General features: G+C 69.9%; 15 protein-coding genes. 7 read left to right on the forward strand and 8 right to left on the reverse strand.

The features are described from left to right. Positions 1–173: 173 nt before the first annotated feature. The 7 genes from MKL09_RS09200 to MKL09_RS09230 form a co-directional block, all read right to left on the reverse strand. Positions 174–956, reverse strand: coding sequence for an SDR family NAD(P)-dependent oxidoreductase (locus MKL09_RS09200; protein ID WP_244019678.1), 783 nt, complete (start codon positions 954–956; stop codon positions 174–176). Between the two features lies 1 nt (position 957). After that, positions 958–2,016, reverse strand: a complete 1,059-nt coding sequence (locus tag MKL09_RS09205) for a phosphotransferase family protein (protein ID WP_244019679.1) — start codon at positions 2,014–2,016, stop codon at positions 958–960. Continuing rightward, positions 2,013–3,248, reverse strand: coding sequence for an acyl-CoA dehydrogenase family protein (locus MKL09_RS09210; protein ID WP_244019680.1), 1,236 nt, complete (start codon positions 3,246–3,248; stop codon positions 2,013–2,015). Before MKL09_RS09210 ends, MKL09_RS09205 begins: the two co-directional genes overlap by 4 nt. A gap of 211 nt (positions 3,249–3,459) precedes the next feature. Continuing rightward, positions 3,460–4,965 (reverse strand): ATP-binding cassette domain-containing protein, encoded by a 1,506-nt coding sequence (locus tag MKL09_RS09215; protein ID WP_244019681.1) that lies wholly within the window; start codon positions 4,963–4,965, stop codon positions 3,460–3,462. Beyond that, positions 4,962–5,882, reverse strand: a complete 921-nt coding sequence (locus tag MKL09_RS09220) for a branched-chain amino acid ABC transporter permease (RefSeq protein ID WP_244019682.1) — start codon at positions 5,880–5,882, stop codon at positions 4,962–4,964. Before MKL09_RS09220 ends, MKL09_RS09215 begins: the two co-directional genes overlap by 4 nt. Before the next feature lie 211 nt (positions 5,883–6,093). Beyond that, entirely contained in the window at positions 6,094–6,969 is an 876-nt protein-coding gene (locus MKL09_RS09225; RefSeq protein ID WP_244019683.1) for a branched-chain amino acid ABC transporter permease, read from the reverse strand. 24 nt (positions 6,970–6,993) lie between these two features. Continuing rightward, positions 6,994–8,253, reverse strand: coding sequence for an ABC transporter substrate-binding protein (locus tag MKL09_RS09230; RefSeq protein ID WP_244019685.1), 1,260 nt, complete (start codon positions 8,251–8,253; stop codon positions 6,994–6,996). Between the two features lie 317 nt (positions 8,254–8,570). Here MKL09_RS09230 and MKL09_RS09235 point away from each other — a divergent pair, with 317 nt between their 5' ends. The 6 genes from MKL09_RS09235 (at position 8,571) to MKL09_RS09260 (ending at position 14,957) form a co-directional block, all read left to right on the forward strand. Further along, entirely contained in the window at positions 8,571–9,596 is a 1,026-nt protein-coding gene (locus MKL09_RS09235; protein WP_244019686.1) for a cyclase family protein, read from the forward strand. 190 nt (positions 9,597–9,786) lie between these two features. Then, the gene (locus MKL09_RS09240) at positions 9,787–10,737 is read left to right on the forward strand and encodes a 3-hydroxyacyl-CoA dehydrogenase family protein (protein ID WP_313901175.1); all 951 of its coding nucleotides are present in this window, start codon (positions 9,787–9,789) and stop codon (positions 10,735–10,737) included. After that, on the forward strand, positions 10,734–11,492 hold the full coding sequence (locus tag MKL09_RS09245; protein WP_244019688.1) for an SDR family NAD(P)-dependent oxidoreductase: 759 nt from the start codon (positions 10,734–10,736) through the stop codon (positions 11,490–11,492). Before MKL09_RS09240 ends, MKL09_RS09245 begins: the two co-directional genes overlap by 4 nt. A 242-nt stretch (positions 11,493–11,734) precedes the next feature. After that, positions 11,735–12,619 (forward strand): 3-keto-5-aminohexanoate cleavage protein, encoded by an 885-nt coding sequence (locus MKL09_RS09250; protein ID WP_244019689.1) that lies wholly within the window; start codon positions 11,735–11,737, stop codon positions 12,617–12,619. 229 nt (positions 12,620–12,848) lie between these two features. After that, entirely contained in the window at positions 12,849–13,493 is a 645-nt protein-coding gene (locus MKL09_RS09255; RefSeq protein ID WP_244019691.1) for a TrmH family RNA methyltransferase, read from the forward strand. 234 nt (positions 13,494–13,727) lie between these two features. After that, on the forward strand, positions 13,728–14,957 hold the full coding sequence (locus tag MKL09_RS09260) for an ABC transporter substrate-binding protein (protein ID WP_244019693.1): 1,230 nt from the start codon (positions 13,728–13,730) through the stop codon (positions 14,955–14,957). 6 nt (positions 14,958–14,963) lie between these two features. Here MKL09_RS09260 and MKL09_RS09265 read toward each other — a convergent pair whose 3' ends face one another. Next, positions 14,964–15,833 carry an aldo/keto reductase family oxidoreductase gene (locus MKL09_RS09265; RefSeq protein WP_244019694.1) on the reverse strand — a complete coding sequence of 290 codons (870 nt, stop codon included), beginning with the start codon at positions 15,831–15,833 and terminating at the stop codon, positions 14,964–14,966. A gap of 92 nt (positions 15,834–15,925) precedes the next feature. Here MKL09_RS09265 and MKL09_RS09270 point away from each other — a divergent pair, with 92 nt between their 5' ends. Then, a complete protein-coding gene (locus MKL09_RS09270) occupies positions 15,926–16,828 on the forward strand; it encodes a LysR family transcriptional regulator (protein WP_244019695.1) in 903 nt (300 codons plus the stop codon). Positions 16,829–17,024: the final 196 nt, after the last annotated feature.

Raw genomic sequence — 17,024 nt, forward strand, 5'->3', positions numbered from 1 at the left:
GCCTCGGCCTTTGAAGGCCACGACGCGCCCCCTCTCCCGTGCGGGAGAGGGTTGGGGTGAGGGATACGCCCGATCCGGAAGACCCTGGTCCCTCACCCTGTCCCTCTCCCGCACGGGCGAGGGGACCTGCGCCACGCTTCGCCGACGGTCCGATTGTTCGACGCTGGCCATCGTCACGCCTCCGACTCCGCCAGCATCGACCGGCGCAGGCGCGCCATGCCGGCGAGCCAGCGTTCGGGGTCGTCGGCCCGGCGGCGGGCGTAGTCCGCGACTTGCGGATGCGGCAGGATCAGGAACTTGCCCACCGCCAGCCCGTCGAAGGCGGCCTCGGCTACGGAGGCGGGCGAGAGCACGCCGTCGCGGGCGGCGGCGCTGGCCCCGCCGAGCATGGCGGTGTCGACCCCCTGCGGGCACAGGGCGGCGACCCGGATGCCGTCCGCGGCATGCGCGATGGCGAGGTGTTCCAGGAAGGCGAGGGCGGCGTGCTTGGTGGCCGAATAGGTGGCGCTGCCGATCTGGCTCAGCAGGCCGGCCGCCGAGACTGTGCCGAGGAAGGTGCCGCCGCCGCGGGCGAGCCAGAGCGGGACCAGCACCCGGGCCGCGTGGACATGGCCCATCACGTTCACCGACCAGGCGCGCTCCCAGCTCGCGGGATCCGCCGAGGTCGCGAGCCCCGGATCGGGGTCGCGTTCCAGGATGCCGGCATTGGAGCCGTACAGCGCGATCGGCCCGATCTCGGCCTCGATCCGGGCGAGAGTGTCGGAGACCGCATCGGCATCCGCCACGTCGAGCGCGTAGGCCCGGCCGCCGAGCCGGGCGGCGACGGCCTCCGCCCCGGCGCCGTCCCGGTCGAGGGCGACGACGATCGCGCCCCGCGCCTGCGCAGCCTCGGCGAGCGCCCGGCCGATGCCCCTCGCGGCTCCGGTAACGGCGACGACGCGGCCGGCCAAATCCATCTCAGGCTCCCGCCCGCTCGGCGAACGCCCAGGCCGAGGCGGCCAGCGTCGGTACCCGCGCCGCCATGGCGGCGGCGTTCTCGCTCGCGGCATTGCCGGCCTTGGCGCGGGCGGCCACGCCCTGGAGGATGCCGACCAACCGGAACAGGTTGTAGGCGAAGTACCAATCGAGGTCGGGCAGCGCCGTCCGGCCGGCGGCCCGGCAGTAGAGCGCCACCGCCTCGTCCCGGGTCGGGATGCCCAGCGCCGGCAGGTCGAGCCCGCCGAGCGCGCTGCGCCCATCGGCCGGCAGCGCCCAGTGCATCAGCAGGTAGCTGAAATCGGCGAGCGGATCGCCCAGCGTCGACAGCTCCCAATCGAGCACCGCGCTGACGCCGCCATCGGGGGAAAAGATCAGGTTGTCGAGGCGGTAATCGCCGTGGACGATGGCCGCGCCCTGCTGCTCGGGCACGGTGCGGGGCAGCCACGCGATCAGGCGCTCGACATCCTCAAGCCGGCCCTCCTCGGCGGCGCGGTACTGGCGGGTCCAGCGATCGACCTGCCGGGCGAAGTAGTTGCCGGGCTTGCCGTAATCGGCGAGGCCCGCCGCCTCCGGGTCGATCGCGTGGAGGCGGGCCAGCGTCGCGATCATCGTGGCGTAGTGCCGGTGCCGGGCATGCGGATCGAGGCCCGGTAGGGTGCCGTCCCACTGCACGGTGCCGCCCACCGCCTCCATCACGTAGAAGGCCGCGCCGATGATGGTTTCGTCTTCGCAGAGCGCGAAGGGCCTCGGGACGGGAAACCCCTCACCGTAGAGCGCGCCGATCACCCGGAACTCGCGGTCCACCGCGTGCGCGGAGGGCAGCAGCGGCCCGAACGGCTTGCGCCGCAGCACGTAGGCCTGGCCGGGCGTCTCCAGCCGGTAGGTCGGGTTCGACTGGCCGCCGCGGAACTGCTGCACAGTGAGCGGCCCGGCATAGTCGCGCACGTGCTCGGCCAGCCAGGCGGCCAGCCGGGCCTCGTCGATCCGATGGCGCGGCTCGACCGGCTTCACGCCGGAAAAGGCGTCGGGGCCGCTCATGCACCCTCCCGGGCATTGGTGTAGCGCCCGAATTCGAGCCGGGCGATGGAGCGGTTGTGCACCTCGTCCGGCCCGTCGGCCAGCCGCAGGGTGCGGATATGGGCGTACATCTTGGCCAGTCCGAAATCCTCGGACACGCCGGCGCCGCCATGGGCTTGGATCGCGTCGTCGATCACCTTGAGGGCGATCCGCGGGGCGGCGACCTTGATCATCGCGATCTCGAGCTTGGCGCCCTTGGCGCCGACCTTGTCCATCATGTCGGCGGCCTTCAGGCAGAGCAGCCGGGTCATCTCGATGTCGATCCGCGCCTCCGCGACCCGCTGCTCCCAGACCGACTGCTCGCTGATCCGCTTGCCGAAGGCGACCCGCGCGACCAGGCGCCGGGCCATGGCCTCGAGCGCCGCCTCGGCGACCCCGATGGTGCGCATGCAATGGTGGATACGCCCCGGCCCGAGCCGCCCCTGTGCGATCTCGAAGCCGCGCCCCTCGCCGAGGATCAGGTTCTCGGCCGGGACGCGGACGTTCTCCAGCAACACCTCGCCGTGGCCCTTGGGCGCGTCCTCGTAGCCGAAGACCGGCAGCAGCCGCTCGACCCGCAGGCCGGGCGTGTCCATGGGCACGAGGATCTGGGATTGCTGCCGGTGCCGGGGCGCGTCCGGGTCGGTCTTGCCCATCAGGATCGCGATCCTGCAGCGCGGATCGCCGACCCCGGTGGACCACCATTTGCGCCCGTCGATGACGTAATGGTCGCCGTCCCGGCGGATCGCGGTCTCGATGTTGGTGGCGTCCGAGGAGGCGACGTCCGGCTCGGTCATCAGGAAGGCGGAGCGGATCGCGCCGTCCATCAGCGGCCGCAGCCACGCCGCCTTCTGGGCCGGGCTGCCGTAGCGGTGCAGCACCTCCATGTTGCCGGTGTCTGGCGCGGCGCAGTTGAAGACCTCCGAGGCATTCCCGACCTTGCCCATCGCCTCGGCGCAGAGCGCGTAATCGAGGTTGGTCAGGCCGGCACCGCGATAGTCATCCGTGTCGTGCTCGGGGGAGGGCGGCAGGAACAGGTTCCACAGGCCCTCGCCGCGGGCCTTGTCCTTGAGGCGCTCCATCGTGGGCGCGGGTTCGCGGCTCGCCGCCCGCTCGGCCGCCACCGCAGCGGCGGCCGGCAGGATCGCGTCGGCGATGAAGGCGCGGACCCGGGTCAGCCACTGGGTCTGGGACTGGGAGAGGTTGAAATCCACGCTATCCGCTCCGCTCTGGCCCAGCGCCGGATGCGCCGCCTCGATGACCTCATCCGTCCACCCCCCTCATCCTGAGGTGCTCGGCGATCGAAGATCGCCGGGCCTCGAAGGAGCCCTCCAGCCCGCTCGCGATCCCTGGAGGGCTCCTTCGAGGGCTACGCTGCGCTTCGCCGCCTCAGGATGAGGGGTTGAGTGGGATGCGCGGGATCGCTCACAAATACTTCGCCCCCATCTCGCCGGCGAAGCGGTCCGGCGGGCCTTCCCAGACGATGCGGGCCTGTTCCAGCACGTAGACCCGGTCGGCATGGGGGAGCGCGAAGGTGACGTTCTGCTCGCCGAGCAGGACGGTGATCGGCGTGGTCTGGCGCAGGCGCTCCAGGGCCTTCGACAGCAATTCCAGGATCACCGGGGCGAGGCCGAGCGTCGGCTCGTCGAGGATCAGGAGGCGCGGGCGCATCATCAGGGCGCGGGCGATGGTCAGCATCTGCTGCTCGCCGCCGGACAGCGTGCGGGCGGTCTGGCCTTCGCGGGCCTTGAGGATCGGGAACAGCTCGTAGAGCCAGTCGCGCTGCTTGGCGCTTTCGGCCTTCGGGAAATGCTGGCCGCCGAGATCGAGATTCTCGCGCACGTTGAGATCGCCGAACAGCTCCCGGGTCTCGGGCACCTGGACGATCCCGGCCCGGGCGATCGCGGCGGGCTTCATCCGTGAGAGGTCCCGGCCATCGAACCGGATCGTGCCGGTATGCGGGACCAGCCCCGAGATGGCGTTGAACAGGGTGGTCTTGCCGGCGCCGTTGAGGCCCACCACCGAGACGAACTCGCCCTCATGGACGTGGATCGCGGCGCTGCGCAGCGCTTGCGCCTTGCCGTAGAGCACGTCGACGTTCTCGACGGTCAGCAGCGAATCCGGCTTGAACGCGGCCTCGGGCCGGGCCGCGGTCTCGATGCTGCCGCCGAGATAGACCCGGCGCACGGTCGGGTCAGCCATCACGGAGTCGGCCGAGCCCTCGGCGATGCGCTCGCCGAGATACATGGCGAACACCCGGTCCACGAGGGCCGCGACGCTCTTCACGTTGTGGTCGACGAGGAGCACGGCCTTGCCCTCGTCGCGAAACCCCCGGATCAGCTCGGAGAAGGCCGCGACTTCGCCGCCGGTGAGCCCCGCGAAGGGCTCGTCCACCAGCACCACCTTCGGGTCGCGGGCGATGGCCTTGGCGAGTTCCAGCCGGCGCAGGTCCGCGAAGGGCAGGGTGCCGGGCCGCCGGTCCGCCACGGCGCCGAGGCCGACACGCTCGGCGATCTCCTTCGCCCGGCGTGCCACGTGGGGATCCGCGACCAGGCGGATCAGGCTGTCGGGCAGGAGCGCGAGGCTGATATTCTCCAGCACGGTCTGCCGCTGGAGCGGCCGGGCGTGCTGGAACACGAGGCCGATGCCCTGGCGGGCGACCCGGTGCGCCGGCAGCCCGCCGATCTCGGCGCCGTCGAGGCGGATCGAGCCGGCGGTGGGCCGCTCGAGCCCCATGATCAATTTCATCACGGTGGACTTGCCCGAGCCGTTCGGCCCGATCAGCCCCAAAATCTCCCCGGGGCGCAGGTCGAGGTCGATGTCTTTCACCGCGACCAGGCCGCCGAACCGCTTGGTCAGGCCGCGCACGGTGAGGCAGGGCTCGGCGAGGGACACGGCGCCGGGCGGCGTGGGCCTGACGGCGACGGTCATCGCGCTCTCCGGACGGATGCGAGGCCGAGCAGCCCCGAGGGCACGAACAGGATGACGAGCAGCGCCACCGCCGAGACCACGAAGGTCGAGAGCGGGCCGAGCGGGCGCAGCAGCTCGCCCGCGGCGATCAGGAACACCGCGCCCAGCGCGGCGCCCACGATGGTCCGGCGTCCACCGAGCACCGCCGCGATGATCACCTGCACGCCGACCGCGGTGTCGATCAGCGTGCCGACCGAGGCGGTGCCCATGTAGAACACCACCAGCCCGCCCGCGAGGCCCGAGAAGGCGGCGCTGACCGCGAAGGCCGCCAGCTTGTGCTTGGCGACGTTGAAGCCGAGCGCCCCGGTGACGATCGGGTCCTGGCCGGCGGCCTGGAGGATCAGCCCGACCGGCGAGCGGGCGATGGCGGTGAGCACCAGCCCGGCAAACGCCATGAAGCCGAGCGCGATCCAGTAATTGGTGTCGGCGTCGATGGAGATCACGTCGGGCACCGTGAGCCCGATCTCGCCGCCGGTGATCCCGGAGAACACCACGATCATGTTCTGCAGGAGCAGCACCGCGACCAGGGTGATCAGGCCGAAATACGGGCCCCGGACCTTCAGGGCCGGCAGCGCCAGGGCCAGCCCGCCGACCACCGCGAGCACCGTCCCGGCCGCCAGGCAGTAGGGGATCGGCACCTCGAAGCGGTTGTTGAGGATGCCGGCGCCGTAGGCCCCGAGCCCGATCAGGAAGGTCGGGCCGAAATTCACCTCGCCGGCGAAGCCGAACAGCAGGTCCCAGGCCATGGCGAAGACGCCGAAGTAATACGCGATGGTCAGGAGCCCGAGGATGTAGCCCGAGACCCACCAGGGCAGGAATGCGGCCAGGACGAGCGCCAGGAGCGCGACCCAGAAGCCCGGGGTGGTGAGGAGCTTCATGGGGCTTGCCTCGACGGTGAAACGACCGGCCTCACCCGGCGCCGAGACCCATCCCATCCCAACCCCTCATCCTGAGGTGCCGCGTCAGCGGCCTCGAAGGAGGGCTCCAGGGATCGCGCGGCCGGCTGGAGGGCTCCTTCGAGGCCTCCGCTGCGCTCCGGCACCTCAGGATGAGGGCGCGGGTTGGGGACCTGTGGGGTGGAAAAAACCATCACCGGCGCCCCAGCAGGCCCTGCGGGCGCAGGTACATCACGGCCACGAGCAGCAGCAGCGCCGGGATCACCCGGTAGGCCGGGGAGATCAGGTAGGCGGTGGCGGTCTCGAGATAGCCGACCACGTAGGCCGCGATCAGCGAGCCGGTGACGCTGCCCAAGCCCCCCAGCACCACGATCGAGAAGGCGCTCGCGGTGAGCGGCCCCACCGAGTAGGACGAGACCCCCAGAAACATCCCGAGCAGCACCCCGGCGATCCCGGCGAGCAGCCCGTAGATCGCCCAGACCGCGATGTAGATCCGGCCCATGTCGTGGCCGAGCAGCGTGACCCCGCGGGGGTTCATGGAGGCGGCGAGCAGGACCTTGCCGGCCCGCGCCTTGTTCACGAACACCCACAGCAGGCCGATCACGATCCAGCAGATCACCGCGGTGAAGATCTCGTTCTTCGGGGTGCGGACCCCGGCGATCTCGATCACGCCCTCGACGATCGGCAGCACCGTCTTCGGGTTGTCGGTGAAGAAGTAGGCGACCAGCTCCTGGATCATGATCCCCCAGAGCAGGGTGCCGGTCAGCACGAAGATCTCTTTTTCCTCGCGCGGGATCGCCTTGCTGCGCTCGATCGGGGCGACGATCGCGAAGTAGGTCACCAGGGCGGCGGCCAGCCCGCACAGGATGCCGATGCCCGCGCCGGCGTAGGAGCCGAGGCCGAACTGGGACGAGGCCGCCCAGGCGGCGACCGCGGCCATCACCATCAGCGCGCCGTGCGAGAGGTTCAGCACTCCGGAGACGCCGAAGATCAGGGTGAAGCCCATCGCGCCGAGCGCGTAGAGCGCCGAGATCGCGAAGCCGTCGACGAGGATCTGGAGCCCGATCATTGTTTGGGGACTCTCGCGTCGCGATTACTGGACCGCCGGCTTGACCGCGGGCGGCAGGACCAGCTTGCCGTTGGCCACCTCCGAGGGCCAGATCGCGACCTGCTTGCCGTTCTGCCACTGGCCGAGGACGCTGGTCATCAGGCCCGGGCCGTACTTGATCGAGTGGGTGAAGGTCTCGTCCTTGCCGTAGAACTGCAGGCGCCCGACGGTGCCGACCCAGTCGGTCTTCTCCAGGGCGTCCACCAGCTTGTCGGCCTCCGTGGACCCGGCCCGCTTGATCGCCTCCGCGCTGTAATGCATCGCGTCGTAGGCCATGTAGCCGGCATAGGACGGCGCGCCGCCGAAGCGCTTGGTGAAGGCCTCGGCGAACGGCGTAGTCTTGTCGGTGAGCGCCACCCCGGGCAGCGCGACGCTGTCGAACAGCACGCCCTGCGTGCCGCCGTTGGTGTTGGCCCAGAAGGTCGAGGAGGTCGCCTGGCCGCTGATGCCGGTCATGGCGATCGGCACCTGCTGGTTCTGCCACTGCACGGTCGGCTGCACGCCGACATGGGCGATGCCGGTGACGATCAGGTCGGGCTTGGCCGCCTCGATCTTGTTGTAGATCGGGGTGAAATCGCCGGTATCCGGCGAAAACCGGACATGCTCCACGATCTTCAGGCCGGATTTCGGCAGGCATTCCTCGTAGGCCGCATCGAGCGGCCGGGTCCAGGCCGCGTCCTCGCTCATGATCGCCGCGGTCTTGGCCTTCAGCAGCCCGACCAGGGCGTCCTTGGCCGAGTCGCAGACCGCCTGCGCCAGGGCGTGCGAGGTCAGGTAGCCGTGGAAGACGTACTTGTTGCGCGCGTAGTCCTTGTGGACGGCGACGCTGATCTCGTTGGAGGCCGCCCCGGGGGTGATCATCGGGGTCTTGAGCCGGGCCGCCCAGGGCATCAGGGCCAGCACCACCTCGGAGATGTAGCTGGCGATGACGAGGTTGACCTTGTCCTCGCTGACCGCCCGCTGGAAGGCGCGGACGGCATCGGAGGCCGAACTCTTGTCGTCGTAGGTGACGACCTGGATCAGGCGCCCGTCGATGCCGCCCTTGGCATTGATCTCGTCGGCGGCGAGCTGGACCGCCTGCGGGATCGAGGCGCCGGCAACCGACTGCGCCTCGGCAATCACGCCGATCTTGATCGGCTCGGCGGCGCGCGCCTGTCCCGAGACGATCAACCCCGCCGCGAGCAGCACGGGCATCGTGCGCCGAAGCGGGGCATGCCGAGCGACGGCGCGCACGGTCTCGGACATCGGCGATTCCTCATCCCAGTGCCCGAATTTTTTATTCGCGGGCTTGGGACGGACTGTATCCGCGCCCAGCCGGATCACAAGGCCCGCATCGGGACCGGCCGGTGACGTTTCGGCCGAGTCGTTTTCCGCACGGGGTATCGACTCGCGCCTCCCGGGCCTAGGCTCCCGGCGGCTTCGCGAAACGCGAGCCCGACGGCCTCGAAGAAGGGCGACGCACAGGTGAGGAACGCACGCTCGGCCGCGGCCGGGGTTCGCCCCGGACCGCGGCCCCGGATTCCGGCGGATCGATCCGTGCTGTCGGCGCGGGAGACGCGCGCATGAGCCTGCGCTGGACCCGGCGCCCCGAGGGCTCGACCTGGGGGGATTTCGGCCCCGACGACGAGCGCGGGCGCCTGAACCTCCTGACCCCCGAGAAGGTCCGCCAGGGCGTCGCGGAGGTGCGCGAGGGCCTGACCTTCTGCCTCAGCCTGCCCCTGGATTTGCCCGGCGGCAACGTCCTCAACCCGCGCCGCCACCCGCCGCAGATCACCCCGACCCGGCGGGCCAACGGCCGGCCGAACATGAACTTCCCGGTCTGCGAGGAGGTCGAGGGCGCCACCGACGTGATCTGCGACGACCGCGCGCTGATCCACCTGCAATACTCGACGCAGTGGGATTCGCTCGCCCATGTCGGCTCGCTGTTCGATGCCGACGGCACCGGCCCAGGCCCGACCTTCTACAACGGTTTCCGCGGCGGCCGGGACATCGTCGGGCCGAGCACCCCCGAGGCGGCGGACCAGCCGTCCCGGGCCAAAAAGCTCGGGATCGAGTGCCTGGCCGAGGTCGGCATGCAGGGCCGGGCCGTGATGATCGACCTGCGCGCCCATCTCGGCGACGCCAAGGCCAAGGTCGGCTACGACTGGCTCGCCCGGATCCTCGAAGCCGACGGCGTCGTGATCGAGCCCGGCGACATGGTCTGCCTGCACACCGGCTTCGCCGAGCGGCTGATCGCCATGGGCGGGGAGCCGGATCCGAAGCAGGTCCACGACCTCTGCGCCGGCCTCGACGGCCGGGACCCGCGGCTCCTCGACTGGATCACCCGCTCGGGCCTGTGCGCGCTGATCGCCGACAACTACGCCGTCGAGGCCTATCCGGCCGGGGCGGGGCCGGCCTGCTGCGCGACGCTGCCGCTCCACGAGCACTGCCTGTTCAAGCTCGGGGTCAATCTCGGCGAGTTGTGGCACCTGACGCCGCTCGCCGACTGGCTGCGCGCGCACGGCCGCAACCGGTTCCTGCTGACGGCACCGCCGCTGCGCCTGCCCGGCGCGGTCGGCTCGCCGACGACGCCGATCGCGACGGTGTGAGGGGACGATACGATGGATCGGTTCAGCCCCAATCTCGACCTCATCCTGAGGTGCCGGAGCGCAGCGGAGGCCTCGAAGGAGCCCTCCAGCCGGCCGCGCGATCCCTGGAGGGCTCCTTCGAGGCTGCTGCGCAGCACCTCAGGATGAGGGGGTGGGCGGGAGACCGGATCAAGAGAACGGAGCGCGCAACATAATGGAAATCGCGATCGTCGGCGGCGGCCTGATGGGGCACGGCATCGCCCTGGTGCTGGCGCTCCACGGGCACGGCGTGCGGATCACCGACACGGATGCGCAGACCCGCGCGCGGGTGCCGGGTCTCATGGCCTCGGCGCTGGCGACCCTGCAGGAGGAAGGCGCCGCCCCGGACGGGTGGGATTCCGCGCGGCTCGCCCGGGCTGTCCGCGTCGAGGCCGAACTGGAGCCCGCGGTGACCGGCGCCGGCTTGGTCATCGAGGCGATCACCGAGAACCCGGAGGCCAAGCGGGCCCTGTTCGCCGATCTCGACCGGCTCTGTCCGGCCGACGCGATCCTGGCCAGCAACACTAGCTATCTCGACGTCTTCCCGCTGATCCCGCAGGCCCGGCAGGCCCGGGCGCTGGTGATGCACTGGTACACGCCGCCCTACATTGTCGACCTCGTCGACGTGGTCCCGGGGCCCGGCACCGATCCGGCCGTGATCGCGGCGATGCGCGACCTGGTGCTCGGCCTCGGGCAGGTGCCGATCGTGCTCAAGCGCTTCATCCCCGGCTACGTCGCCAACCGCATCCAGTCAGCGATCAGCGCCGTGGTCTACGAGCTTCTCGACGCCGACATCGCGGCGCCCCGGGAGATCGACGACGCGATCATCCACGGGCTGTCCCTGCGCATCCCGATCCTCGGCCATCTCGCCAAGGCCGACTTCACCGGGCTCGACCTGGCGCAGCGCGCCATGGCCAATGCGAGCCACACGGCGCAGGGCGCGCCGATGCGCTCCAAGACCCTGGACGCCCTCTGCGCCGAGGGCCGGACCGGGGTGATGGCGGGGCGCGGCTATTTCGACTGGGGCGGCCGGGCGCCCGCGGATCTGTTCCGCGAGCGCGACCGCAAGCTCCTGGCGCTCAAGCGGGCCATGGCCGGGATCGGCCGGATGGAGGGCACATGATCGGCGCGGACCTGTCCGGACGGCGCATCCTCGTCACCGGCGCCTCCTCGGGCATCGGGCTGGCCACGGTGACGCTGTTCGCCCGCAACGGCGCCAGCGTGGCCCTGAACCACCTGCCCGACGATCCCCGCGGCCCCGCGGAGGCCGAACGTCTCGCCGGCGAGGGCCTGGCCGTGATGGCGTTGCCCGGGGACGTGTCCCAGCCCGGCGAGGCCGAGGCGATGGTGGCGGCCGGGATCGGGGCGCTCGGCGGCCTCGACGTGCTGGTCAACAATGCCGGGACCTCCGGCACCACCGCGCCGATCGCCTTCGAGGATCTCGACGCGATGACGGAAGAGTTTTGGGCCACGATCCTGGCGACGAACCTGATCGGCCCGTACCGCTGCGCGCGGGCCGCAGCGGCAAGTCTGAAAGAAAACCGTGGGGCGATCGTCAACACCGCCTCGGTGGCGGGGCTCGGGCGGCGGGGCTCGTCGATCGCCTATTCGGCCAGCAAGGCCGGGCTGATCAACCTGACCCGCAGCCTCGCCCGGGCGCTCGCCCCGGACGTGCGCGTCAACGCCGTCGCCCCGGGCCTCGTCGCCACCCCGTGGACCGAGCCCTGGCCGGAGGCGCGCAAGGCCGCGACCGTGCAGCACACGATGCTGCGCCGCATGGCTCGGCCCGAGGACATCGCCGAGACGATTTTCTTCCTGGCCGCGGGCGCCGCCTACATCACCGGCGAGACCATCACGGTGGATGGCGGGGCGCTCTAGCGGCGCTCAGCCCCCGAGCTCGCCCATCGTGGGTCAAGGCACGCTCTCCTCCCCCTTGCGGGGAGGAGCCGGAGGTGGGGGTGGTTCAGGATCGAGCGGCCCGGTGCCGTCTGCACGACCCCCAACCCTGACCCCTCCCCGCAAGGGGGAGGGGAAAATCCTGCGGTATCAGAAGCTTGCGGGAGTGCCCGACGGCAACCCCAGGGCTTCCGGAAAGCAACGTCAGGATCAGGGAGAACAGAATGTCCCGGACGACCGTCATCACCTGCGCCCTCACGGGCTCGTTCGACACGCCGAAGAAGAACCCGGCGGTGCCGGTGAGCCCGAAGGCCATCGCGCAATCGGCCCTGGAGGCGGCCGCCGCCGGGGCCGCGGTGGTCCACATCCATGTCCGCGATCCCGAGACCGCCGCGCCCAGCATGGCGCTCGCCCATTACCGCGAGGTAGTCGAGCGGGTGTGCGAGCAGAACGAGTCTGTGATCCTCAACCTCACCACCGGGGCCGGGGGCCGGTTCGTGCCCGGCGACCCCGACCCGTCGGTGGCCGGCCCCGGCACCACCTTCGTGTCGCCCGAGACGCGCACCCGGCACGTCGCGGCCCTGCGCCCCGAGATCTGCACCCTCGACATCGCCACGATGAATTTCGGCGAGCATCTGTTCCTCAACACCCCGGCGCATCTGCGGGCCATGGCGGCGCAGATCCGCGCGGCCGGGGTGAAGCCGGAGATCGAGGTGTTCGATCTCGGCCAGATCGAGCTGGCCCGGCACCTGATCGCGGAGGGGCATCTGGCGCGGCCGCCCCTGTTCCAGATCTGCCTCGGCATCCCCTGGGGTGCGCCCGCGACCCCGGAGGCCCTGGTGGCGATGCGGGCCCGGCTGCCCGAGGACGCGATCTGGTCGGCCTTCGGCATCGGCCGGGAGGAATTCCCGATCCTGGCGGTCGCCGCCGGCATGGGCGGCAACGTCCGGGTCGGGCTGGAGGACAACCTGTACCTGTCCCGGGGCGTGCTCGCGCCCAGCAACGCCGCCCTGGTGGAGAAGGCCGTGAGCCTGCTGGCCCATCTCGACCGCGAGCCGGCCACGCCCGACGAGGCCCGGGCGATGTTTGGGCTGGCGCCCCGCGGGTGAGGGGAGGCTCGAATTAAAGGCGCCGCAAATCGTAACTTGAAATCTTGCTGATCTGAACACGCATAAGATGCAAATTTTCCGAATGTATCGGCGTGGCCTTAGGGTCAGACGCAGCTCAGAAAGAGCAAACAAAATGAATGGCAGACCGATTCAGCCAACGTCTTTGTGCATCCATTTGACTTAGCTTAAGAGTGACGACGTTCTTCGATAGCCGTCACCCGAGGTAGTCATGGAAGAGGAAAAGAGAGTTCGACATTCAGTCCGAAAGCGGGCCAACGAAATAAAGTCATTCCGCTGCAAACATTTAATCGCAGTTATTGAAAATCCGACCGACATAAAAAACATCGGCACCGTTATACGCAATGTGAATGCGCTAGGGGTCGAAAAAGTTTACGTCGTCGATCCTCGCAGGTCCCTCCCCGATGACTGGCAGGATTTGCGCGACCGAAAATCAGTATCAAAAACGTCGGTCTCAGCTGTGAAATGGACCTTCGTGAAGCGGTTCGATAGCACGAATGAATGCTTTGATTATTTAGAAAGAAAAGGGTTCAAGTCAATTGTCACCTCGCCGCACGTGAAAGGCAAAACCAGTATTTTTCTTCACGAAGGTGATTACACAATCTATCACAAATTGGCGGTCTGGTTTGGAAGCGAAGCCATAGGCATCAGCGAGCTTGCCGTCGAGAGAAGCGAGCTGTGCGTCAGCATACCGATGTTTGGCATGATCGAAAGCCTCAACCTCGGAACGAGTTCGGGCATAGTGCTATACGAGATCGCGCGACAACGGCGAATTTATCAAAGCAAATATAGATTGCGTGGTAAGAGAGGGCACCGCGCTGTGCCCCTACCAACAGTGATCCTCCCGCAAATCTGATTCGACCATGCTGCAATTGGCTGGACAGGTCCGGTTTCCCGACGAAGCGGGCCCTGCCACCCAGTCGCGCGGCTCCGGGGCATATGCGGAAGGGGACGAGCCGCGCGCCCCTGACGGATCGCCCGCATCCTCTCACCCGCCTGTATCGGCCCCGATCCGGTCCGCCTAGACTGCATTCGAACGCCATTCGAGCGGTGAACAACGCCGCCGCGTGAAAAAAACAGGGAGTGAGACATGACGGTCCGCCACCGCGTCGCGGGACTGACGGGGATTCTGTGCGCGCTCGGGGCCGGCGCGGCCCTGGCCGCCGACCTCGTGCCGGTGAAGATCGGCGTGCTCAACGACCGCTCCGGCGTCTACTTCGATTCCACCGGCGAGGGCGCGGTGGTGGCCGCCCGCATGGCCGTGGAGGATTTCAAGCCGGAGACGCACGGGCTGAAGGTCGAGGTCGTCGCCGCCGACCACCAGAACAAGCCGGATGTCGGCGCCTCGGTCGCCCGGCAATGGTACGACCGCGATGGCGTCGATGCGGTGTTCGACGTGCCGACTTCTTCGGTGGCGCTCGCCATCGCGCAGATCACCAAGGAGAAGAACAAGGCGTTCGTGAATTCCGGCGGCGGCACCGCCGACCTGACCGGCCCGGCCTGCACCCCCAACACCGTGCACTGGACCTACGACACCGCCGCGCTCGCCAACGGCACCGGCAAGGCCCTGCTCAAGCGCGGCGGCAAGACCTGGTACTTCATCACCGCCGACTACGCCTTCGGCCTCGCCCTGGAGCGCGACACCAAGGCGGTGGTGGAGAAGAACGGCGGCACGATCGTGGGCGGGGTGCGCACGCCGTTCCCGAACCCGGACTTCTCCTCGTTCCTGCTCCAGGCCCAGGGCTCGGGCGCGCAGGTGATCGGCCTGGCCGATGCCGGGCTCGACGCCGCCACCGCGATCAAGCAGGCCCACGAATTCGGCATCCGCCAGGGCGGCCAGAAGATCGCGGCCTTGCTCATCGCCGACACCGACATCCACGCGCTGGGCCTGGAGGTGGCGCAGGGGCTGGAATTCACGGCGCCGTTCTACTGGGACATGAACGACGGCACCCGCGCCTTCGCCGCCCGGTTTGAGCAGCGCATGCCGGGCAAGAAGCCCACCGCCTACCAGGCCGGCGTGTATGCCGGACTGCTCCACTACCTCAAGGCGGTGGAGGCCCTGAAATCGGCGCGTGACGGCGCGGCGGTGGTCGCCAAGATGAAGGAGCTGCCCACCGACGACCCGCTGTTCGGCAAGGGCTACATCCGCCCCGACGGGCGCAAGATCCACCCGATGTACCTGTTCGAGGCCAAGGCGCCCGGCGAATCGAAGGGCGACTGGGACCTGTACAAGCTCCTGGAGACCATCCCCGGCGAGCAGGCCTTTCGGCCGATGAACGAGGGCGGCTGCCCGATGGTGGCCGGCCTTTCGACGAAGTAGCCCCGGTCAGGCCGCCCCGATCCCGTCGAGGGCGGCCATGGCGTCGTCGGGCAACGCCTGTTCGGCCGCCGCGAGGTTCTCGCGCAGGTGGCCGAGCGAGGCGGTGCCCGGGATCAGCAGGATGTTGGGCGCCCGGCGCAGCAGCCAGGCGAGCGCCACCTGCATGGGCGTAGCCCCGAGCTTGGCGGCGACCTCCGACAGGACGGTGGATTGCAGCGGGCTGAAGCCGCCGAGCGGGAAAAACGGCACGTAGGCGGTCCCGGCCTCGGCCAGCTCGTCGATCAGGGCATCGTCGGCCCGGTGCGCGAGGTTGTACTGGTTCTGCACGCAAACGATCTCGGTGATGCGCCGGCCCTCGGCGACCTGCTGCCGGGTCGCGTTGCTCAGCCCGATCCGCCGGATCAGGCCCTGACGCTGCAGCTCCGCCAGAACCGTGAGCGGCGCCTCGATCGCGCCCTCGGCGGGGCCGTGCGCGTCGAACATCAGGCGCAGGTTGACCACGTCGAGGGCGTCCACGCCGAGATGGCGCAGGTTGTCGTGCACCGCCTGCGTCAGCTCGTCGGCCGAGAAGGCCGGGTTCCACGCGGCGTCGGCCCCGCGCCTGGCGCCGACCTTGGTGACGATCACGAGGTCGTCCGGATAGGGATGCAGCGCCGCGCGGATGATCTGATTGGTGACGTGCGGCCCGTAGAAGTCGCTGGTGTCGATATGGTCGACGCCCTGCGCCACCGCCTCGCGCAGCACCGCGATCGCCGCATCCCGGTCCTTGGGCGGCCCGAACACGCCGGGCCCGGCGAGTTGCATGGCGCCGTATCCGAGCCGCTTCACCGTGCGGTCGCCGAGCGAGAAGGTGCCGGCCTTGGCGATGTCGGTCATGGGGTGTCTCCGTTGTCCGCCCCGGATGTAGACCCGCCCGACTGATCGGATAAGCAGGGATCATCGGCACGGGCTGTTCGGGATGGCGAACGATGGCGGCGGATCTCGCGGACCTGGCGGCCTTCGTGACCGTGGCGCGGGCCGGCGGGTTTCGCGAGGGCGCCCGCGGCAGCGGCGCCAGCGCGTCGAGCCTCAGCGAAGCCGTGCGCCGGCTGGAGACGCGCCTCGGCGTGCGCCTCCTGAACCGCACGACCCGCAGCGTCGCGCCGACCGAGGCCGGTGCGCGCCTGCTCGAACGGCTCGGGCCGGCGCTGGGCGAGGTCGAGGCCGCCCTCGACGTTGTGAACGGGTTCCGCGACCGGCCGGCCGGACCGCTCCGGCTCAACGTGCCGCTGAGCGCGGCCCGGCTGGTCCTGCCGGCGATCGTGCCGCCGTTCCTGGCCGCCTATCCCGAGATCCGGCTCGAAGTCGTGGTGGAAGACGGCTTCGTCGACGTGCTGGCGGCGGGCTGCGATGCCGGCATCCGCTACGACGAGCGGCTGGAGCAGGACATGATCGCCGTGCCGATCGGCCCGCGGCAGCAGCGTTTCGCCACCGCGGCGGCTCCGTCCTATCTCGACCGGCGCGGCCGCCCGGAGCATCCCCGCGATCTCCTGGATCATGCCTGCCTGCTGGGCCGGTTCTCGAGCGGCAGCCTGACGGCGCCCTGGGAGTTCGAGCGCGACGGCGCGATCGTCCGCGTGGATCCGTCCGGGCCGCTGATCGTGCGCGTCGGCGCCAGCGACCTCTTCATCGCGGCGGCCGTCGCCGGGACCGGGATCATCCACCTGTTCGAGGATTGGCTGCGCCCGCACCTCGACAGCGGCGCCCTGGAGCCGGTGCTCGAACCCTGGTGGCAGGTCTTTTCCGGTCCGTTCCTCTACTTCCCCGGCCGCCGGTACCTCCCGGCGCCGCTGCGGGCGTTCGTGGATTTCATCGCCGCGCGGACGCCGTGAGAAATCGGATGGGCCGGCCCGGGAGGCCGGCCCTCGCTCCCGTCAGAACCGCAGCGTGAGGTTGCCCTTGACCGCCTGGTCCTGCGCCCGGGCGCCGACCTGGCCGGTATAGGACACGCCGAGCGTCGCGTTCGGCGCCACCCGCAGATCGAGGCCGGCCTGCGCCACCAGGGCGTCCCGGTCGATCGGCACGCCC

The organism is Methylobacterium sp. J-048 (assembly GCF_022829515.1).
Classification (GTDB): domain Bacteria; phylum Pseudomonadota; class Alphaproteobacteria; order Rhizobiales; family Beijerinckiaceae; genus Methylobacterium.